Source organism: Clostridium luticellarii (assembly GCF_002995845.1).
GTDB lineage: Bacteria > Bacillota > Clostridia > Clostridiales > Clostridiaceae > Clostridium_B > Clostridium_B luticellarii.
On record NZ_PVXP01000055.1, the window covers coordinates 1 to 21,177 of the forward strand.

At 37.6% G+C, this 21,177-nt stretch carries 17 protein-coding genes and 1 riboswitch; of the genes, 3 read left to right on the forward strand and 14 right to left on the reverse strand.

The features are described 5' to 3' along the window. The first annotated feature begins 293 nt into the window (after positions 1-293). Positions 294-2,216 (forward strand): ABC-F family ATP-binding cassette domain-containing protein, encoded by a 1,923-nt coding sequence (locus tag CLLU_RS14140; protein ID WP_106010439.1) that lies wholly within the window; start codon positions 294-296, stop codon positions 2,214-2,216. A gap of 23 nt (positions 2,217-2,239) precedes the next feature. On the opposite strand, the gene codA is transcribed toward CLLU_RS14140, so the two are convergent. The 14 genes from codA to CLLU_RS14210 all read right to left on the reverse strand — a co-directional run bounded on the left by codA (position 2,240) and on the right by CLLU_RS14210 (position 18,589). Next, the gene (gene codA / locus CLLU_RS14145; RefSeq protein ID WP_106010440.1) at positions 2,240-3,508 is read right to left on the reverse strand and encodes a cytosine deaminase; all 1,269 of its coding nucleotides are present in this window, start codon (positions 3,506-3,508) and stop codon (positions 2,240-2,242) included. 34 nt (positions 3,509-3,542) lie between these two features. Next, on the reverse strand, positions 3,543-4,928 hold the full coding sequence (locus CLLU_RS14150; protein ID WP_106010441.1) for a cytosine permease: 1,386 nt from the start codon (positions 4,926-4,928) through the stop codon (positions 3,543-3,545). A 339-nt stretch (positions 4,929-5,267) separates the two neighbouring features. Next, positions 5,268-6,509, reverse strand: coding sequence for a HAMP domain-containing sensor histidine kinase (locus CLLU_RS14155; protein WP_106010442.1), 1,242 nt, complete (start codon positions 6,507-6,509; stop codon positions 5,268-5,270). A gap of 5 nt (positions 6,510-6,514) precedes the next feature. Next, positions 6,515-7,210 carry a response regulator transcription factor gene (locus tag CLLU_RS14160; protein ID WP_106010443.1) on the reverse strand — a complete coding sequence of 232 codons (696 nt, stop codon included), beginning with the start codon at positions 7,208-7,210 and terminating at the stop codon, positions 6,515-6,517. 213 nt (positions 7,211-7,423) lie between these two features. Next, positions 7,424-8,200, reverse strand: a complete 777-nt coding sequence (locus CLLU_RS14165; protein ID WP_106010444.1) for an ABC transporter ATP-binding protein — start codon at positions 8,198-8,200, stop codon at positions 7,424-7,426. 2 nt (positions 8,201-8,202) lie between these two features. Beyond that, positions 8,203-9,207: a FecCD family ABC transporter permease gene (locus CLLU_RS14170; RefSeq protein WP_106010453.1), complete on the reverse strand. Its 1,005-nt coding sequence runs from the start codon at positions 9,205-9,207 to the stop codon at positions 8,203-8,205. Between the two features lie 67 nt (positions 9,208-9,274). After that, positions 9,275-10,318: an ABC transporter substrate-binding protein gene (locus CLLU_RS14175; protein ID WP_158255933.1), complete on the reverse strand. Its 1,044-nt coding sequence runs from the start codon at positions 10,316-10,318 to the stop codon at positions 9,275-9,277. Between the two features lie 232 nt (positions 10,319-10,550). Beyond that, a riboswitch (cobalamin riboswitch) is annotated at positions 10,551-10,732 on the reverse strand. 121 nt (positions 10,733-10,853) lie between these two features. Continuing rightward, a complete protein-coding gene (locus CLLU_RS14180) occupies positions 10,854-12,083 on the reverse strand; it encodes an ABC transporter permease subunit (RefSeq protein ID WP_106010446.1) in 1,230 nt (409 codons plus the stop codon). 1 nt (position 12,084) lies between these two features. After that, entirely contained in the window at positions 12,085-12,972 is an 888-nt protein-coding gene (locus tag CLLU_RS14185; protein WP_106010454.1) for an ABC transporter ATP-binding protein, read from the reverse strand. 60 nt (positions 12,973-13,032) lie between these two features. Continuing rightward, entirely contained in the window at positions 13,033-13,803 is a 771-nt protein-coding gene (locus tag CLLU_RS14190; RefSeq protein ID WP_106010447.1) for a hypothetical protein, read from the reverse strand. Positions 13,804-13,805: 2 nt separating this feature from the next. Continuing rightward, positions 13,806-14,321 carry an RNA polymerase sigma factor gene (locus CLLU_RS14195; protein WP_106010448.1) on the reverse strand — a complete coding sequence of 172 codons (516 nt, stop codon included), beginning with the start codon at positions 14,319-14,321 and terminating at the stop codon, positions 13,806-13,808. Between the two features lie 194 nt (positions 14,322-14,515). Then, positions 14,516-15,160: a VanZ family protein gene (locus tag CLLU_RS14200; RefSeq protein WP_106010449.1), complete on the reverse strand. Its 645-nt coding sequence runs from the start codon at positions 15,158-15,160 to the stop codon at positions 14,516-14,518. A 165-nt stretch (positions 15,161-15,325) separates the two neighbouring features. Further along, positions 15,326-17,881, reverse strand: a complete 2,556-nt coding sequence (locus CLLU_RS14205; RefSeq protein ID WP_207656014.1) for an ABC transporter permease — start codon at positions 17,879-17,881, stop codon at positions 15,326-15,328. A 21-nt stretch (positions 17,882-17,902) separates the two neighbouring features. After that, a complete protein-coding gene (locus tag CLLU_RS14210; RefSeq protein WP_106010450.1) occupies positions 17,903-18,589 on the reverse strand; it encodes an ABC transporter ATP-binding protein in 687 nt (228 codons plus the stop codon). A 276-nt stretch (positions 18,590-18,865) separates the two neighbouring features. On the opposite strand from CLLU_RS14210, the gene ahpC reads away from it, so the two are divergent. Beyond that, complete coding sequence (gene ahpC / locus CLLU_RS14215; RefSeq protein ID WP_106010451.1) at positions 18,866-19,429, forward strand: alkyl hydroperoxide reductase subunit C; 564 nt, start codon at positions 18,866-18,868, stop codon at positions 19,427-19,429. A gap of 12 nt (positions 19,430-19,441) precedes the next feature. Next, on the forward strand, positions 19,442-20,971 hold the full coding sequence (gene ahpF / locus CLLU_RS14220) for an alkyl hydroperoxide reductase subunit F (RefSeq protein ID WP_106010452.1): 1,530 nt from the start codon (positions 19,442-19,444) through the stop codon (positions 20,969-20,971). The last annotated feature ends 206 nt before the right edge of the window (positions 20,972-21,177 follow it).

A 21,177-nucleotide genomic window follows, 5' to 3' on the forward strand; every position in this document is an offset into this window, starting at 1 on the left:
GTATTATTTTATGTTAAAATACATTAAAATGATTGATATTTAAGAATTGACTTTACTATTAAGACTACTGATAAACTAAAAAATAATATTATAGCTCATTTTACATTTTAATAATATAATCCCTTGTATTTATTTAAAATTTAAAACAAATACAAGGGATACACATTTCCACTTTAAAATTTCTTTCCAATTTGTTTGCCATCTTAGTACTATATGCCATAAATACACAATGATTATTATGCCCCATTTATCTTTCCGCCATGTTATAATAATAGGGCAAAGGATGTGTAATAATGAATCTATTGACTGCAGAAAATATAAGTAAGAGCTACAGTGAAAAAATACTGCTTGAAAATATATGTCTTGGAATAAATGAGGGAGACAAAATAGGTATAATAGGTGTGAACGGTACGGGTAAATCGACTCTTTTAAAAATTCTTTTCGGATTTGAAGTGCCTGACAGCGGCAGTATTACAAAAGCAAATAAATGTGACCTGGGCTATCTTCCTCAAAATTGCGATTTCAGCGGCAGCGATGCCACAGTACTGGAACAGATTTTCAGAGGAAATTCCCCGATAATGAAACTTTTAAGAAAATACAGAACTGCCCTCAGTCTAATTAAAAAAGATCCGGATAATACAGATCTTCAAAACATTCTCTTTGATCTCAACTCCAAAATGGAGTCGAAAAATGCCTGGGAGATTGAAAACAAGGCTAAAACCATACTTACAAAATTGGGTATTGTTGATTTTGATGCAAAAATATCCACACTTTCAGGAGGGCAAAAAAAGAGGATAGCTCTGGCTTCCACCCTCATAACACCTTCAAATATGCTTATACTGGATGAGCCCACAAATCACCTTGATGATGAAACCATAGAATGGCTGGAAGATTTTTTGAATAAGTTCAATGGCGCACTTGTTATGGTGACCCATGACAGATTTTTTCTGGACAAGATCACGAACAGGATATTTGAACTTAGCCATGGAAATTTATATAGCTATACGGGAAATTACAGCACCTTTCTGGAGAAAAAAGCAGAGAGACTGGAAAGAGAAAATGCAGATGACAGAAAGAGAAAAAGCCTTATTAAAAAGGAACTTGCCTGGATAAGGAGAGGTGCAAAAGCAAGAAGTACAAAGCAAAAAGCAAGGATTGAAAGATTTGAAAATCTAACAGGTGAAGAACATGTGGCAGCAGATCCAAAACTGGACATAGACATCAAAAGTTCAAGAATAGGAAAAAAAGTGATAAACATAGATAATATAAGCAAAAGTTTTGGGGATAAAATCATTGTCAAAAATTTTTCCTACAATATACTGAATAATGACAGAATAGGTATAATAGGACCAAACGGCTGCGGCAAATCCACGCTTATGAACATATTGTGCAAAAGGATCTCACCTGACAGCGGAAGTATAGATATAGGTGAGACAATCAAAATAGGATACTTTTCCCAGGAAATATCCGGTATGGATATGAATCAGAGGGTCATCGAGTATATAAAAAATACCTCGGGACATACTGATACTGAAAGCGGTGAAAAAATAAGTGCTTCGGCAGTACTGGAAAAATTCCTCTTTGAACCTTCAGTTCAGTGGACTCCTCTGAGAAAACTTTCCGGAGGTGAGAGAAGACGGCTCTACCTTTTAAAAGTGCTCATGGAATATCCAAATCTTCTTCTTCTGGATGAACCCACAAACGATCTTGATATAGAAACCCTGACTATTTTAGAGGACTACCTTCAGAATTTTACAGGAGCTGTTGTGGCCGTATCCCACGATCGATATTTTCTCGATAAAATAGTCAATAAATTATTTGTTTTCGAAGGTCATGGCAGGATTTCCCAATATACCAGCAGCTATTCCTATTTTCGCCGGATGCAGAGGGAAAAGCAGAATGAAATTTCAAGTGAAACTATCAAAGAAAATAAGACGAAGAAAATTTACACCCGGAATCGGGAAAAGAAGTTAAAGTTCACCTATAAAGAGCAGCTGGAATTCAATGAAATAGACGGCATAATTGAAAATTTGGAAAATGCCATATCTAAAAAAGAACGGGAAATGGAGGAGGCCTCTTCTGATTATATACTTCTCGAAAAACTCACGGCTGAAAAAGAGACTTTGAAAAAAGAGCTGGATAAAAAAATTGACAGGTGGACTTATCTAAATGAACTGAATGAAAAAATTCAGGAAAACAAAAAGCAGGGGGTATAATCAATACCCCCTGAGGGACCATTTTATTTTTTCAGCTCAAAGGAAATTCTCTCTTTCCCGTCAATATAGATATCCGTTTTGCCGGGTTCTGTTTTAGAAAGTATATTCCCTTTTCTTATGGAGTACAATACTTCGGACTGCTTTCTTATGGCATCATACTCATCTTTGGCGTTCAATATTATAAGATTGGCTGGATTTCCCTCTTTTATTCCGTATTCATTTTCAATATGCAGCGTTTTTGCACTATTTGTGGTTATGAGATCAATTGAATTCAAAATCTCATCATAGCCCATAAGCTGACATACATGTATGCCCATTTGAAGCACTTGAAGCATATTCCCGGTACCAAGAGGATACCAGGGATCACATATGTCATCATGTCCAAAACAAACATTGATACCGGATTGAAGCATCTCTTTAACTCTCGTAATTCCCCTTCTTTTGGGATAGGTATCAAACCTTCCCTGGAGATGAATATTTACCAGAGGATTGGATATGAAATTTATATTTGACATTTTAAGCAGTCTGAACAATTTATAGGCATAGGCATTGTTATATGAATGCATCGCAGTAGTATGACTTGCCGTAACTCTTTCCCCTATCCCATATTTATAGGCTTCCGCTGCAACTACTTCAACAAATCTGGATTGCTCGTCATCAATTTCATCACAATGAATATCAACCAGCTTGTTATATTTCACTGCAAGCTCCATAGCTCTTTTAACAGAATCAACTCCATATTCCCTGGTGAATTCAAAATGTGGAATGGCTCCAACTACATCAGCACCAAGCTGAATTGATTTCTCCAATAATTTAAGTCCATCTGGAAAGGAGTTTATTCCTTCCTGCGGAAATGCAACTATCTGTATATCCACAAAATCCTTCATTGATTCCTTCACCTTCAGAAGTGCTTTTAATGCAGTGAGCTCCGGATCTGTCACATCCACATGAGTTCTTACATATTGTATTCCATTGGCTATCTGCCATTTTAGTGCAGTAGTGGCCCTTTCTATAACATCTTCTTCTGTAAGCATTTTCTTCCTCAGTGCCCAGGTCTCTATTCCCTCAAAAAGGGTCCCGCTTATATTCCACTTTGGCTCTCCTGCAGTAAGTGTAGTGTCAAGATGAACATGAGGTTCCACAAAGGGTGGAAGTGCCAGATTGCCGCCACCTTCAATCAATTGTTCCTTACCCTCTTTTATATTTCTGGATATCTGTTTTATAATACCATTTTCAATTAAAATGTCATGTAATCCATCCCTGTTTCTAAATTTTACATTTTTAACCAGCATATTATACTCCTCTCCCCTAACCACATCACAATTATTATTTGTTGTTCAAAAACATTTTACTGCTTGCAAAATACAAGATTCCTGAAATCAACACTATAGGATAAATAGCACCAATAGTCGAAGTGAACAGCGGCAGCTTGCTTATAAATATATATATGATTACAGAAATTATCCACACACCTATAGTAACCAGATTGAATCCGGACTGATACCAGTACCTGCCGCTGGGATCATCAAATTCTTCAGCATCATATTGCTTTTTTCTCACTAAATAGTAATCCGTTATAATTATTCCAAATATAGGTCCGAACACCATTCCTATATAATTGAGAAACATCTCAAATGAATCGAGAAAACTGGAGGCATAAATAGGGACAATCGTCAGAATTGCTGACAGTATAGTTACAATAAAAAGAGCAGTCTGTGATTTTATCTTTTTGTTCAAGTTGGTCACAGAAATTCCTGCTGCCATGAGATTTATTGCATTTGCAGTAGTGCTTGTCAATATAATTACCAAAAGTGCTATAACTCCAAGCCCAAGCTTGCTTACAATAGTACTGGGATCTGAGTTATTCGGATCATACACTCCCGTAGTAACTGCTGTGCCAATGGCACCAATTATGCCCACAAAGGCAAACCAGAATAATCCCACATTGGCACCAATTACAGGTGCAATAGTAGATGCTCCCCTGTTCTTGCTGTATCTTGTGAAATCCGCAATTGCAGGTACCCATCCCAAACTAAAAGCCGCCATTGCATCAAAGGCGGATCCTATGCTCATAGCTTTGTCAGCAGGTGGTCTCCAGCTTATAATCTGGCTGAAAGGTACTTGTTTCAGCACGACTACAGTTTCCCATATTCCTAAAAATAATATAAAGACAACTCCAATTTTTTCTACAATTTTTACAGACTTGTGACCTGATGCAATGGAAATCAGATGCAGAATACTCATTACCCCAATTCCTATAAGCATTGTCTTATCACTTCCGCTTGATCCATAAGCAGGAAGTCCAAATATGTCCTTCAATATGAAGCTTATGGAAATTGCAGCTATGAATGTATTTACAGCTGTCCATCCTATAAATTGGGTTATATTCAGTATTGAAGGGATAAAACTTCCCTTTATGCCAAAAGACGGCCTCATAAGTGCCATAGTGGATGTACCCACTTTATATCCTATGAATCCTATCAATGCCATTATTATATACGCAATTGGATTTGAAACAAGGGTTACAAGTGCTGCCCCGCCAAAAGCAGCCCCAGCTACTACTCCCCCTACATACCATGTTCCGTTGTTTGCATTGGCACCCACCCAGGTTACAAGCATATCCATAAAGCTTATGCTTCTTTCACTTTCAGGTACAGTTTCAAGAGCTGAATACTCTTTATGTACCTTTTTATCTGTGTCTTTCCTATCCATTATTGACCTCCCGATTAGTAATTTGCCCGAAGGCTGCTATATTTATTCCAGAGCCCAAGGCACAAGTATCAAATTATTAGCTTTTTACTGAACTCAAGAATTACCTGATTTTCATATTATAACATATATATATACAATCACCTATTTTTTATGATAATTCGGTAAATTTCGCACTAATTATTATATAATCTGTCAAAAGTTCAGCCACAGTACTGCACCCAGCAGGGCATACTAAAAAACAGCAGCTTTCTCACAGATATGAATGCTGCTGTTTTTTCTAATAATATAAGACAAAAACAAATAGAATATTTTGCTCAGAGAAGATACACTCACTCCTCTCTAGTATTTCAGAAATGTGATCCTAAAAGTAGATCCCACTCCAAGCTTGCTCTGAACATTTATACTCCCGCCATGAGCCTCCAGTATGGATTTTGAAAGTGCAAGACCTATGCCTATGGAATCACTGCTTTTTGAAGTTCTGGCTTTATAAAATCTCTTGAATATGTTGGGAAGATCCTTCTCATCTATCCCTTCCCCATTATCTGATATGACGATTCTCTTATAAATTGGATTTTCCACCACGCATACATCCACTCTGCCACCTTTTTGAGTGTGCTCCACACAGTTTTTGATTATGTTTATGAGTGCTTCACAAAGCCAGTGCCTGTCATGGGAAAACATTATTTTTCCATTCTCATGGAGTTTCACCTGTATACCAGCTGATTTTATCTTTTCTTCAAGAGCCTCTATGGAATATTTTATGGTTTCATTCAGGCTCTGGCTCTCCCTGTGAAATTCTATTGCCCGGGCATCAAATCTTGCCAGTTTGAGTATGCTTTTGATCAGCCAGTTCATCCTGTAGAGCTGGTTTCTGCTGTCTATGAGAAAATTTCTTGACTGTTCCTTTGAAAGCTGTTTGTTGAGCAAAATATCATTGTAGACTATCATGGAAGAAAGAGGTGTTTTTAACTGGTGGGATATATCGGACAGAAGTTCCACTAAAAACTGTTTTTCTTTTTTCAGCTCCTGCAGATTGTTTCTTATAATTTCCCTCATTGAATTAAAAGAAGTGGAAAGTTTCGAGAAGTCCCCTTCTCTGTCTTCACTTATTGATATGTCATAATCTCCATCTATTATTTTCTTTGCACCCGTATTGAGTCTTCTTATTCTGTCATAAAAATAGCTGTATTGAAGATAATTCATCAGTAAAAATATACTTCCCATAACAACAAATATTAAAATCACATTTAAATTTTCTTTATGGGCAGAGTTATTTATGTATGGAAAGAGCTTATTTTCCAATTTCCCGCTTAATCCATATTGCTCCAGTACATATTTCCCCTTTTGAGCCTCTTTTTCATCTGCTCCAGCCGTAATAACAGGTATTATTTCCCTGGCAATTTCAGGATCATAAGTGGATATCCTTTCGGTCACAGCTCCAAAAGTCCGCACATAGTCCTGCTTGAGATTATAATGATACATTTTTAAATTTAAAAGCACAACCATCATAAAAAACATATTTAAAATCAAGAGCGCCGCCGTACTTTTTCTGAGTTCGGGATTTATAAAATATCTTCTCATATCAACTACTCCTTGCTGACCTTTTTATTCCACTTATAACCCAACCCCCTCTGGGTAATTATGTACTGAGGTTTTCTTGGATTATCTTCTATTTTTTCTCTTATTCTCCTTATGTAAACTGACAGTGTATTTTCATCGAAAAATGATTTTTCACCTTCAATAAGTCCGTTTAATATTGCATCTCTTTTCAGAAGGACTTTAGGATTGCTTAAAAATATCAGCAAAAGTTTATATTCCTGTGCTGTAAGCATTACCTTTTTGTCTCCTTTTTTCACCATGGCACTGTAGGTATCCACTGTTATATTTCCGCTCTGAAACCTGCTTCCTGAAGATTCCCTTTTATAATTTCTCCTTATTATGGCTTTTATTCTGGACAAAAGTTCTCTCACTCCAAATGGTTTGGTTATGTAGTCATCTCCCCCAATTTCCAAGCCAAGCACAATATTTACCTCCTCGTCAAGAGCAGTTAAAAACACTATGGGGACATCACTTTTGCTCCTTATGTATTTACATAGATCATAGCCGCTTCCATCAGGCAGGTTTATATCCAGAATCACAAGATGAAAATCTCTGCCATCTATTATTTTCTTTGTCTCTTTAACTGTTGACACTGTAAGGACTTCATATCCCTCATCCTTTAAAGTAAATTCTATTCCCGCTGCAAGGGCGTTGTCATCCTCCACCAGCAATAATCTGTACATTCACTCTACCTCGCTATCAATAATATATAAACAATGGTTATATCCTGGTTGTAATCTGATAATTTGCTGCTTTTGATGAAAAAATGAAATCATATTTTGCATGAACATATCTTTTTCCGTATTTTATCCATAAATATAGTTTAACATTGCAGTGTGTATTTATCAACTTTAAACTATACTATTATTTGATAAACTATAATTTATAGTTTATCATTATATTTGTTTAGGAATAAAATAGGGACATTTATTTATTCTATCATCATATATGTCCACTTCTATTCTGAAAACTTCTCTTAATAATCTCTTATTCATCACCTTGTCCGGTGTCCCTTGATTCCATAACCTGCCGTCCTTTACAACCAAAATTGTATCTGAATACCTTGCTGCCTGGTTTAAATCATGTAAAACCATCACCACAGTTAAGCCCATGGTCTTATTTAATTCTTTTACCAGCTCTAAAATCTCCACCTGATAGGATATATCAAGAAATGTAGTAGGTTCATCCAGCAGAAGCACCTCAGGCCTTTGCGCTAAAGACATGGCTAACCATGCTCTCTGTTCTTCTCCTCCAGACAAAGTTGTGACAAATCTTTTCCTCAGAGGAACAAGATCGGTTTTCTCCAGTGCCCAATCCACTATATCCATATCTTTTTTGTTAAGTCTTCTTCTAAATTTTAAATGTGGATACCTGCCGTAGGACACCAGTTCCTCCACGGATATATCTGATGCTATATTTTTTATCTGCGGCAGTATGACCAGTTTTTGAGCAATGACTTTGGTATTCATATTTCTAATATTACTTCCATCCAAATAAATATTACCTCCTGCCGGTTTTAAGCATCTGCCTACAGCCTTAATTAAAGTTGACTTTCCCGAACCGTTGGGACCTATAATTGTAACTATTTTCCCAGAATCTATATCAAAACTAACGTCTTTCACAACTCTCTTATCTCCATAATTTACATCCAAGTTTTCAACTTTCAATTCCATATTCAATATTCCCTCTTTCTTCTAAGTAAATATAAGAAAAATGGAGCTCCCAATGCCGACATTATAATTCCCACTGGTATTTCCATAGGTGCAAACATCATTCTTGACAGAGTATCACATATCATGACTATAGTTGATCCCGTGAAAATGACTGCCGGCAATAAATACCTGTAATCCGAACCAATAAACAGCCTCGTCATATGGGGTACTATGAGCCCCACGAATCCCAGAAGTCCTACAACACTCACTGCACTTCCAGCCAATAAAGATGAGATTGCAATAAAAATAAACCTGGTTCTTTCCACGTTCAATCCAAGACTCGTAGCTATCTCGTCTCCCATTATCAATACATTCAACTTGTTTGGTATCAATAAAAGCAAAACAATCCCTGCAGCTGCATAAGGCAATATGGTATTTACCTGCTGCCATGTAGTTGATGAAAGTCCTCCTACCATGAATCCTATAACCCCTGCCACTTTATTTGGATAAAAAGTCATCAGGGTATTTGTCCCAGCCCCCAATAGTGAGGAAACAGCAACTCCGGCCAATATCAGCCTTGCCGGTGCAGCTCCTTCTTTCCAGGCCAGAAAATATATAAAAAGAGTAGCCGCCATAGCACCTATAAATGCCGCAGCAGGTGCCAGATAATAAAAATCCGGAAAAAGTATCAGTATTATCAAAGTCATAAGTCCTGCTCCAGAGGAAACCCCTATAATATCCGGACCTGCCAGCGGATTCCTCATAACACCCTGTAATATGGCTCCCGACAACGCAAGGCAGGTTCCAACAAGAGCAGCTACTATGGTTCTCGGCAGTCTGACATTCCATATTATTTGATAGTTCACTGTGGATTTTTCAAAAAACACTGCATCTATTATTTCTCCGGGACGTATATTCACGGCTCCATTTTCTATGCTTATAAAAAAGCTGATTATGGATAAGCCTACAAAAATCAATAAAGTAAATTTTTTTCTAATTCTTTGACCTTTTATATTACTGTTACCCATGTCTCTTGTCTCCCTCAATATTAAATATTTTGCCTGAGAGCCATACAAGCTCTCAGGTTGTATATTTTTAATTAGCTTTATTAAACACATCGGGATAAAGTATCTTTGCCAATCCCTCATAGGCTTCAGCATATCTTGCATTTGGTTTGTACAAATACAAATCCTTTGGAAGAATTATGTACCTTTTGTTCTTCACGGCATCAAGAGAACTCCATGCCGGATTATTTTCTACATCTTCTTTTAGCTTTTCCATTATTTTTTCTTTGTCACTTCCCATAGCTTGCACAAATATAAAATCCGGATTTTCCTGTATTATCTTTTCCATACTGAATACCTTTGCTTCAGATGAATCGGCCTCAGTATCCGATACATTTACAGTATGCAGATCCTTAAGCATTTCTCCCAGCATCGAATTGGAGTTTCTGACGGTAATACCTTTAGCCGTGGCAAATATTATTAAAATTTTATATTTTTTATTCTTTGGAGCTTCTGTTATTATTTTATCTACATTTTTCTTTACCTTGGTAAGATATTTTTTATACAGATCTTCCTTTCCGGTAATTCCGCTAAAAAGCCTTAAGGTCATATAATAATCTTTTAAATAGGTATTAGCTAAAGCAATAACCTGAATATTATTTTGTTCCAATACCGGTACCATTGCTGCCTGATTTTTGAACTCATCCGTTGCTATGACCAAATCCGGCTTTAGTGCCAATATCTTCTCCAGGCTTGGAGATCCTGGAGTTCCAACAACCTGTGCGGATTCGGCATTTTTGACAGGCTTCTCTTCAGCTTCTTCAACTCTTCCTATTACTTTTCCACCACAGCTGTCCCAAATATCAAGATAAGAATTGTATAGACATATAACTCTTTTAGGATTCTTTTTTATAGTTACTTTTTTGCCTCTGGCATCTGTAAAAACTACACTGTTCTTATTAAGTGTCACACCATATTCAGATGCCGATTTAATTTCTTTCTGTTCCGTATTGGCTTGATTGCTGCTGCCTGTTTCAGTATCATTTGCACTATTAACACTTTTACCGCATCCGGCAAATACAGATGTAACCATCACAATAACCAATACCAATAAAAATATTCTTGTCTTTTTCATATTCCATTCCCCCATTAACTTTTTATAACACCTCTACCACTGTTAATACTCCCAACTTCTAAAAGAGAAATCTGAGCCCAAGAATCACTTGATAACTGGTATTATCTATTTCTCTTTCTGTGTTTTTATAAGAATTTTGCTGCAGCCCAAAATAAAAAAGCCACAGCCTTTTCTGCTGTGGTTATATACAAACAAAATTCACATATAAACAATCACTTCCCTCCGAAGGCTTATGTATCAAAATTTACAGGCAGGTCTCCTGGCTCACAGTTCATTTTACTTTCAATACCTTCCCGGAAAAACATTTCCAGTGGCAAATGTATGATTTCATCCCTATTTACAGTAGCGGGGGCTGCAGCGGGTTTTTACCGCTTTCCCTATTAATTTTTTAAAACCTGTAATTTTTAAACTGTTTAATTGTAGAAAATTATGACTTCAAATGTCTGTCAATATTTCTAATTATACCATATATATTATTATATTTACAGTAATAAAGAGTGTCAAAAATCACTTGATGAGAAAGTAGTGCTTCAATTCAAGCCGCTTCATGCCTGCAATAGAACACAATGGTAAGAATTAAAAATAACGGAACGGCAGCAGCCGATGCTATGATCATTACATAAGGTGACCAGAAACTGTGAGCTCCCAAGCTGAGAAATTTAAGTTCTACAAGGCTAATGCCGAAACTGTTTCCAAGACCTACTCCTCCAGAGGGCAGAATCATCCTCAGCCAGTTCATTACATTGCTTCCTGAAATGGAGGAAATTATGAGAGGCAGCAGACAGAATACAATGGCCAATATCATGGAATTCACTGTATTTCTGCAGTTTGCAGACAGAAACAGTGTAAAACCCACAGTAGCAAGAAGTGTAAACAGGCCTGCAGCCGCAGTGATCATCTCAAATTGACCTACATTTATGGCAGGAAGGCAGATGGTTTCCACGCTTTGAATTGAAGTTTTCAAACTGTCCCACCCGAATACACTGTTTTCAATGAAAAGAAAAATGAAAATACATACCGCAAAGCTTATACCGCAGATCAAGACAGCAGAAATTATCTTGGATACGGCAAGTTTTGTTCTGCCATATTTGGTACACCTTAGTATATTGTCGGCTCCTGTCTGATATTCTGCAGAAAATATAGGTGCAGTGATAAATGTACACAGAAACACCAGCATGAAAATTAAGATAATAAGGTAAGCCGATGCATCGCTGCTGCCAACACCATAGGTGAATTTAAAGGGCTTATCCACTTTTTCATAGAGGGCAAGGGCCTGCTTATGGGCGGAAGGCTGAATTACTCTGTTTTTTATCTGCCAGGTGTATTTTTCATAGAAATTTTTTGCTGCTTCCCCGGAAGAAATCTTGCTTAAATCCGCAGGTGCTTTAGTCTGTGGATCCGCATATACACTCTCCAGACTGCGTATTATATGTTGAAATGGAAGTATTTTTTTATTAAGAACGTCCTGGGGAATATTATCTTTATAAATACTTCCGTACTTCTTTGCAACCTCCTGGTAATTTTCAACTGCCTTCTTTATTTTATCCGGTGTGATATCCCCTTGAACTGTAATCTTCTTCATAAGCTGTACGGCTTTTATTCCTGAAACCGTGACACTGTTTCCATTCTCGTTTACATAACTGTAATTTACAAAGGATATGGGAAAATAGGCCAGGGCTCCGGAGAGTAAAATGGCCGCTATCAGCAAAATCCAGGTGGAACGGGTTTTCAGCACCCTTTTCAATTCCAAATAAAAAATGCTCATGTCAAATTTTCTCCTTTCTTGTTTCCTCTTGTGGAAACAGCCATAGATACAGATCCTCCAGCCGCGGTACCGCCTGTTTTGAATCAGGTATGTCAGGAGTATCCGACAAATACCTGATGAAAAGATTTCCATCCTTTTCATTTAATATATTTACAATACGGACAACTTTTCCATAATATGCAAGCTGTTCAGGAGGTATTATGCTCTCCCATACTTTGCCTTCAACAGTTTTCACAAGTTCATCCGTAGTTCCCTTTGAAATTATCTTTCCATCTTTCATGATGGCATTGCAGGTGGCAATGTATTCCACATCGGAGACAATATGGGTGGAAATAAGTACAATTCGATCCCTGGAAAATTCAGAAATAAATTTGCGAAATTTCACACGTTCTCCCGGATCAAGACCGCTGGTGGGTTCATCCAGAATCAGCACCTCCGGATCATTCAAAAGAGCCTGTGCAATACCTACACGTCTTTTCATACCTCCTGAGAGCCTGGAGATTTTCTTTTTCCACACTTCAGCGAGAGTAAGGATCTGAAGCAGTTCATCTATTTTTGTTCTTGTATGATTTTTGGTGAGTCCTTTCAAAGCTGCAACATATTTCAGATAATCCACCACTGTAAATTCAGGGTAGAAACCAAAATCCTGAGGCAGATAACCCAAAATATCACGATAGGCTTCCTTTAGTACCCCAATTTCAATACCGTCATATAGTATCTTTCCTGAAGTGTGACCGGTAATCCCCACCATCATTTTTATCAGGCTGGTCTTCCCTGCACCGTTTGCCCCGAGAAGCCCCCATACACCAGGTGATATATTCAAGCTCACATTGTCAACAGCAGTTTTGTCTTTATATTGCTTGGTTAAATTACATATCTCAAGTTCTATTTTTATCACTCCCTTGATTTCTTTTCATTATTTGACATCTAAATTCTATACTTTGATATTTTAACAAACACATATCCTGTTGAATTTCACCATTAACTTATATATCTGAAAGGCAAGAACTGCTGCAAAAAAAACACTTAGCATAATCCATCCAGTTAAAGCTGCCTGATGGTAGGCCTGAGGTACAGATGTATGAAACAGAAACTGCAGCAATAATATAAGCAGGCAGAAAATTTCACAGGTAAAAACATTGTACTGACTGCGGCTGCTTCGGAGGATAAAAATACATCCGCAGCAGGACACCAGAAAAGGCAGCATCAGGTAAAAAATCACTAAAGCAGTGGAAATACTCACTTTGCTAAATGTTACAAGAGAAACAGCCAGCAGGAAAATACCGTCACCCAGACCAATCACGATAAGTCTGACTGACAATAATCCGGACATCGACATAAATGCAGCTGTCTCCACTTCCTGCATCTTGTATTTATAAGATCTGCACAAAAATGGCACACCGGTCATAGTGATAAAAATTGCAGACAGACAGAGCAGATCCGGCACATGGCGGGCTGCAATGTACTTAAAGTCTTCCTGGAAAATCGTAGTGAGCAGCAGCCACATAAGAATCAATATTGAACCCTGAAAAAGCCATATTCTCCTTCCCATAAAGGGAATCTGTCTAAATAAGAATTCCAGATATCCAATTCTTTCCCTTGACCTGTGCTTTTGATATTCACTATTTGCCAGGCTGATAGTTTTCTCAAGCTGTTCCTCATGATATACAGCAGATGTATTCAGAGCTTTTTTTAAATCCAGGCATAATTTTTTATTCATGATCATTTTTCTCCTTTCCTTATATCTTTTTCAATTTGCTTAAGTGCCGACCTCAGACGGGATTGTACCGTTCGAAGCGGAATATTTTCTATTTCTGCAATCTCCCTTAAAGATAAATTCTGGGCAAAACGCAGCAATACAATTTCCCTGCGCTTTTCAGGCAGTTTCTGCACTAAATCTTTCAAGTCCAGAGCAGATTCCACTTCTTCAAATCCCTGCTCCCTGCAGGGCAGATCTTCAGGCAGGGGTTCTGTTTTCTTTTTTCGCCAGATATCTGTACACACATTGGAAGCTATCTTATAGATATAAGCTCTGAAATTTCCATTATGTACATATTTTTTGAAATAACGGGCCATCTTTAAAAATGTTTCCTGGACGGCATCCTCTGCTGTCTGGCGATTTGGCGTATGCCAGAGACAGTATCGGAATATGTCCGGATAATAAAGAGCAATCAGCTTATCCATATAAGCCATATCTTCATTTTCAATTTTTTGTAGTAACCTGGTCTCACGAACCATCCTGTATCCTCCTAAACAACCTGCAAAAACCTTTTCTATATTATATAACGTTTATAAATACCAAAATGATTTAAAAATTACTAAAATTTAAGTAGGCCATCAGCAACTGCACCGACCTAACCTTTCAAACGCAAAGACATGGTATTATTCAGGAGAATAACACCATGTCTTTGCGTTTGAAATTAATGTCAAGCTCAGAACAAAAACGGATTGTACAGTAAAAACACATCTGTAAATGAAAGTACAAGATAAAAAAAGGCTTCATGACGGGCTGGAAAAGACAGCTTTGTTCTATTGGAGCTGTCAATAGGCTTTCTATCTTTATTCTTAAACAAATAGAAAACCATCCACCCTAAAAATGCACCCAGGGTATTCATTATCAAATCATCTATATCAGTAGCACGCATATTCAAAAGCTGACTCAATTCAATTGCCAGTGAAAAAAACAGCCCCGTGCATGCCACTTTCAAAGATGATCTGAATTGTCTCCAGATAAATGGCAGAAGGAAACCAAAAGGCATGAACATTACACTGTTTGCCGCATGGGTCACAATTCCTCCAGAAGTGGAACTAAAGGGTACTAGATTAATTTCAGTCAGCCGAGTAATTGTTTCTGACATTCCCTTATACCTTGTAAACTCATGAATATTTCCAGTGCCTGTACAAATAAATACAAGCATCAGGTATATGAAAAAAATATAAACCCATGCAAAATGCTTCCATTCATACTTGTGTCCATTTTTATTTTCTTCTACAGCCATGATTATTTGAAATATGACACAAAAAAATATAAGACACAGGTACTCATAAGCCAAAGCCTTAATAACCGTAATAAACATAAGAATTTCATCTCCAATTAACATAATTCTTTAAACCTTATACTATATATAACGATTTTGAAATGTAAAATACTTCAATAAAAACACAAACAGTGCACAATTTACCATAAATAAATTGTGCACTGTCAACTGAATTGTGCATTGTTAACTGTCAATTGTCAATTGCTAATAGTCTTCTCTTATTGTGTCAATCAGATTTTCCCTGTTTATTCTGGAAAGAGGCGAAAGCACGGAAAGATATCCTATGATTACAGCTGCAGCAGCTGCAATAGCTATTCCGATCCATGGGATCTGCCAGCTGGATTCTCTTACACTCACCGTTCCCTGATACATCATATAGGAAAGACCACATGCTATTATGGAGCCGTATATGGTTCCAATAACCGCATAGAGAAAACCTTCCAGCACTATCATTTTTTTCAGTCCCTTTTGAGTGAGGCCTATGGCCTTTAAAATGGCAAATTCCCTTCTTCTGAGTATTATATTTGTGGTGAGGGTATTTATGATGTTCACACTTCCAATAAGTGACACTACCACTACAAATCCATATACCAGTATTTCAATCATTAAAATCACCGATCTGGTGCTTCTGTTTTTATCAAGATGATTTATCAAACTAAGTGAAGGATCGGATTTTATAATATTTTCTATCTGATCTTTTGCGCTGTTTTCATTTTTGACATCTTTGATAGCAATATTCAGTACCACTGGTTTGATATCATTTATTCCTGTAAGTTTCTCCGCCACTTCCCTGGTAGTTATAAGTTTTGGTCCATTCTGTCCATTTAGATCAAAAGGTTCATCTTTAAGAACTGCCAGCACTTTTACTTTTTTGATATCGCCGCTGTTTTCAGCTGATTCTTTACAACTATTTGTAATATTTCCATCATCTATTGAAGTAGTCTTCGTCTCTCCGCTGTATTTAAGCTCTATCTCATCCCCTGCTTTTATGTTCGCTACTGGACCGACATAGCTTTTCTTTTCCTTTTTATTGTACACCAAGTTTTTATTTATCAGAATAACACCATTTTCCTCATTTAACTTATTCATGTCTATATTTCCGGACTGCAGATACTTTTTTGAAGCATCCAGGGCATTTTCATCATAGACGGTGACAATTCCATTCATGGGTACTTTCTTTTCGCCCTCTACCTCCACGTTTTTGCCGTATACTCCATCTATGGATTTTACTGCCTCTATTTCCCTGCTCTTGTCTATAAATTCAACAAAATTGTATTCATTGTACATTTTGTATATCCTGCTCACTGAATTCAAAGCACTTATACCTTTTATGGTGTCATCCTTTATAAAACCGCTTTTTATATTTGGCTGAATGGAAAAATGTATATTTTTGGACTCGTTCACACTTCCCGATAAATTCAAAGTCATATCCATAAAGGATTTGAAGGTAACAAACAGCAGCACGCTTATGGCTATGGAAAAAACAGTTATCCTGTATCTCTTCCTGTTCCTCTTTATATTCTTATAGGCCATATTTCCTTCAAATTTAAACAGCTTGCTTATAATTATATTTTTTCTTCTTTTTATTTTTTCCTTTACAATGGCTGTCCTTCCGCTTATGGCAGACAGTGGAGAAATTCTCCCCGCAAACAGTGCAGGCAGCAGCGCAGATATATATATGGCCGCTATTGAAACTGCAGCACTTATAAGCATGACTACAGGTGATATAGATACTTTCATCATCATGGAAACCATATCTTTACCAATCATCCTGAATATAAGATTTATGGCAAAAATAGCTATAATACCGCATATGAGTCCCAGTGGTACACCTATGATCGAAAGCACCGACGCCTCCCTGAGCACTATTTTCCTTATCTGTGCCGGAGTTGCTCCAATTGCCCTCAAGAGACCGAACTGTCTCATTCTCTCCACTACACTTATCTGAAAAGAATTGTATATTACCGCAATTGCTGCTACAAGCACTATTCCTATTATAATCGCCACTGTAGAGTACAGCCCGGACAATCCTGATTTGCCGTCTCCTCCCCCTTCTATATCTATAAGAGGAGAATTATTCACAACAGATGGGGTATTTTTGCCGTTTATTTCTACTGTTTTATTTTTTGGCAGACCATCCAGTTCTGAAACTGCCCTTCTTAAATTTGTCTTTGAGCTTATCTCCGCAAGCAGCACTGATTTATGTCTGTCAATGTTGTTGTCCCTGGATAAAAAAATGCCTGTTTTATTAACTTGACTGTCTAAGTTATCCTGGAGTATTCCAGCCAGGGTATACTCCCTGCCATTTAATTTTATCTTGTCACCTAATTTTGCGTCTTTTTTCACGTATCTGAGTGCCCAGTTTTCCACAGCTGCCTCATGGTCATTTTCTGGAAATCTCCCTGTCTTTATCTTATAGGGGAGAAGTTCCAGGGCACTGTCCGAAGCTATAACGGGACTCACACTTACATCCTCATTTATCTTTATATTCTCACCTTGTTGACAAAAACCGCTGCGTGAAACCTTGGGGTTTCCTGTGACTTTTGCAGCAAGCTCTTTATCTGGAGCTGTATAGGACACATGCCAGGAGCCATAGGCACTTTTTACCCTTTCAATTTCTGCATTTTGCATGCTCACGATAAAGAAACCTATTGTACATATAAGTGCAGCAGACAATACTATCCCTATAATAGTGAGTATGCTTCTCTTTTTATTTGAACTGAGATATTTTCCTGTAAGTTCCTTGTAACTTGTAATCATATTAATCACCTCCTTCTTTATCTAGTCATTTTGCAGACGTTTATCTGAAATTATATGTCCATCTTCAATAGTAACTATCCTGTCTGCCATAGACGCTATATTTATATCATGAGTAATCAGTACAAGGGTTTGATTGTATTTTTTAGCTGTATATTTTAAAAGTTCAATGACCTCCTTTGAATTTTTGCTGTCAAGATTTCCCGTAGGCTCATCTGCAAGAACCATGGAAGGCTTGTTTAAAAGAGCTCTTCCAATGGACACCCTTTGCTGCTGACCTCCTGACAATTCAGAAGGAAGGTGCTTTTTTCTTTCCTCAAGTCCCAATAATTTTATAATTTCCTCCAAATATTTTTCATCCACCCTGTCATTGTCTAAAAGTGCCGGAAGTGATATATTTTCTTCTACATCCAGAACAGGTATCAGATTGAAAAATTGAAACACAAATCCTATTTTCCTCCGCCTGAATACAGCAAGCCTGTTCTCCTTGTAACCATAAATATTTTCTCCTTCAATTATCACTTTACCTGCAGTAGGCCTGTCAAGACCTCCCAGGAGATGCAAAAGCGTGCTCTTGCCGGAACCTGAAGCACCTACAATTGCTACAAATTCTCCTTTATTTACGGATAAGTTTATGTCTTTCAGTGCTTCTACTTTGTTTTCACCTTTCCCATATATCTTAGTCAAATTCTCCACCTTTAATATTTCCATTTTATACTTTCCCTCCTATCTATCTAAATTATAGATGAATTCCATCTCCAGCTCCATGTCTGCTGCCTTACAAAATAAAATGCCATCTTACAATTTTGTAATCTTTACAGAACTTTATACGGTTTGTAAAAAAATCTATAAAAATTTTTCATAATCTATTGACTTTTACCTGAAGTTATATGATAATTAATACCATAAGATAATGATTATTATTTTCATTTATGTACTTAGAAGAGATTTATAATATTCAAATTAAAATTTTAGGAGGTAGTTATTATGTCATTAATTGGAACTGAAGTAAAACCCTTTAAAGCAAAAGCTTACAACAACGGAAAATTCATAGATATCAACGAAGCAGATTTCAAGGGAAAATGGAGTGTGGTTTGCTTTTATCCTGCGGATTTCAGCTTTGTATGCCCCACTGAGCTGGAGGATCTGCAAAACAATTATGAAGCTCTAAAAGACCTGGGTGCTGAAGTCTACTCTGTCTCAACGGATACCCATTATACACACAAGGCATGGCATGACAGCTCACAAACTATAAACAAGATTACCTATACCATGATTGGTGATCCTTCTCAAACATTGGCCAGAAACTTTGATGTACTGATTGAAGACAGCGGCCTTGCAGACAGAGGTACCTTTATCATAGATCCGGATGGTGTAATTCAGGCTCTAGAAATCAACGCAGGCAATATAGGCAGAGATGCCAACACTGTTGTCAACAAAATAAAGGCAGCACAATATGTCAGAAACAATCCAGGAGAAGTTTGCCCGGCCAAATGGAAGGAAGGAGCTTCAACCCTTAAACCAAGCCTTGATCTGGTAGGAAAGATTTAAGGGGTATCACAAATGATTCTGGATGAAAATATAAAATCACAATTAGCCCAATATCTTAATTTAATGGAGAATAATGTACTGCTTAAAGTCAGTGCAGGATCAGATAATGCATCTAATGACATGCTGTCTCTCATAAATGAACTGGCCGGCATGTCATCTAAAATCAAAGTGGAAAGAGCTGTACTTAAGAGAACTCCAAGCTTTAGCATCAGCAGTCCCCTGAAAGACACCGGCGTGGTTTTTGCAGGAGTGCCCTTAGGCCATGAATTCACATCGCTGATACTGGCGCTTCTGCAGACAAGCGGAAGAGCTCCAAAGGTGGATTCTGAAACAGTTAATCAGATTAAAAATATCAAAGGCAGCTACAATTTTGAGACCTACGTCAGCTTAAGCTGCCACAATTGCCCTGATGTTGTGCAGACACTCAATCTTATGAGTATACTGAATTCCAATATCACCCATACCATGATTGACGGTGCAGTTTTCAAAAAAGAAGTGGAAAGCAAAAACATACTTGCCGTGCCTTCTGTATATTTGAATGGAACTCATTTTAACAGCGGCCGTATGACACTTACGGATATTCTTTCAAAAATCGGAAGCAGTGCCAACCCGCAAAAAATTTTCAGCCATAAACCCTATGACGTTCTCATTGTAGGAGGCGGCCCGGCTGGTGCAAGTGCGGCAATATACGCAGCTCGAAAGGGCATTCGAACGGGTATCATCGCCCAGCGTTTTGGCGGTCAGGTCATGGATACTGTTGGTATTGAAAATTTTATAGGCACAAAATATATTGAAGGGCCCAAGCTTTCGGCAAATCTTGAGGAACATGTTAAAGAATACAACGTGGATATAGTCGATTCCCAGAGGGCTGTATCTTTAGTTAAAAAAGATTTAATAGAAATCCAGCTGGAAAATGGAACCCTGCTAAAAAGTAAAACTGTAATTCTCTCAACGGGTGCCCGATGGCGAAATGTAGAGGTACCCGGTGAAAAGGAGCTGAGAAACAAAGGTGTGACCTATTGTCCTCACTGTGACGGCCCCCTATTTAAAGGAAAAAATGTAGCAGTTATCGGCGGTGGTAATTCTGGCATCGAAGCAGCTATTGACCTGGCGGGAATAGTGAAGCACGTAACCGTTCTTGAGTTTCTGCCGCAGCTCAAAGCCGACGATGTGCTTAAAAAGCGTCTCAATAGTCTATCTAATGTAACTGTTATGACCAATGTTGAAACAAAAGAAATTGCCGGCACAGACAGAGTAGATGGTATTACCTATATCCACCGTCCTACAGGAGAGATACGTCACATTGAACTACAGGGCGTATTCGTTCAAATTGGCCTTATTCCCAATACGGACTGGCTGGATAAGATCACAATACGCAATTCAAGAGGAGAAATTGTTGTGGATAGCCACGGCGCAACAAACATACCCGGGGTATTTGCTGCAGGAGACTGTACAAACAGTCCCTACAAGCAAATTATCATCTCTATGGGTTCAGGTGCAACAGCAGCCTTGAGCGCCTTTGACTATATCATACGGAACTAACTTGAAAGGCTGCTGTATCATGTATTTGCAATACAGCAGCTTCTTCAATAATTTTTTTATTTATCATAAAAGCTCAAGCATTAGTGTAAAATTACTGTAGGGTTATTTGAGATAAGAAATGGAAAAAGAGACTTTCCTCTGATAATATATTAAGTAAGCAAAAACAAAATATACAAAGAAAGAAGGAAAGTCTCTTATGGATAATA

Coding starts and splice junctions, on each gene's coding strand:
- CLLU_RS14140 (WP_106010439.1), top strand. CDS start 294: ATGAATCTATTGACTGCAGAAAATATAAGTAAGAGCTACAGTGAAAAA.
- codA (WP_106010440.1), bottom strand. CDS start 3,508: ATGCTGGTTAAAAATGTAAAATTTAGAAACAGGGATGGATTACATGAC.
- CLLU_RS14150 (WP_106010441.1), bottom strand. CDS start 4,928: ATGGATAGGAAAGACACAGATAAAAAGGTACATAAAGAGTATTCAGCT.
- CLLU_RS14155 (WP_106010442.1), bottom strand. CDS start 6,509: ATGAGAAGATATTTTATAAATCCCGAACTCAGAAAAAGTACGGCGGCG.
- CLLU_RS14160 (WP_106010443.1), bottom strand. CDS start 7,210: ATGTACAGATTATTGCTGGTGGAGGATGACAACGCCCTTGCAGCGGGA.
- CLLU_RS14165 (WP_106010444.1), bottom strand. CDS start 8,200: ATGGAATTGAAAGTTGAAAACTTGGATGTAAATTATGGAGATAAGAGA.
- CLLU_RS14170 (WP_106010453.1), bottom strand. CDS start 9,207: ATGGGTAACAGTAATATAAAAGGTCAAAGAATTAGAAAAAAATTTACT.
- CLLU_RS14175 (WP_158255933.1), bottom strand. CDS start 10,318: ATGAAAAAGACAAGAATATTTTTATTGGTATTGGTTATTGTGATGGTT.
- CLLU_RS14180 (WP_106010446.1), bottom strand. CDS start 12,083: ATGAGCATTTTTTATTTGGAATTGAAAAGGGTGCTGAAAACCCGTTCC.
- CLLU_RS14190 (WP_106010447.1), bottom strand. CDS start 13,803: ATGAATAAAAAATTATGCCTGGATTTAAAAAAAGCTCTGAATACATCT.
- CLLU_RS14195 (WP_106010448.1), bottom strand. CDS start 14,321: ATGGTTCGTGAGACCAGGTTACTACAAAAAATTGAAAATGAAGATATG.
- CLLU_RS14200 (WP_106010449.1), bottom strand. CDS start 15,160: ATGTTTATTACGGTTATTAAGGCTTTGGCTTATGAGTACCTGTGTCTT.
- CLLU_RS14205 (WP_207656014.1), bottom strand. CDS start 17,881: ATGATTACAAGTTACAAGGAACTTACAGGAAAATATCTCAGTTCAAAT.
- CLLU_RS14210 (WP_106010450.1), bottom strand. CDS start 18,589: ATGGAAATATTAAAGGTGGAGAATTTGACTAAGATATATGGGAAAGGT.
- ahpC (WP_106010451.1), top strand. CDS start 18,866: ATGTCATTAATTGGAACTGAAGTAAAACCCTTTAAAGCAAAAGCTTAC.
- ahpF (WP_106010452.1), top strand. CDS start 19,442: ATGATTCTGGATGAAAATATAAAATCACAATTAGCCCAATATCTTAAT.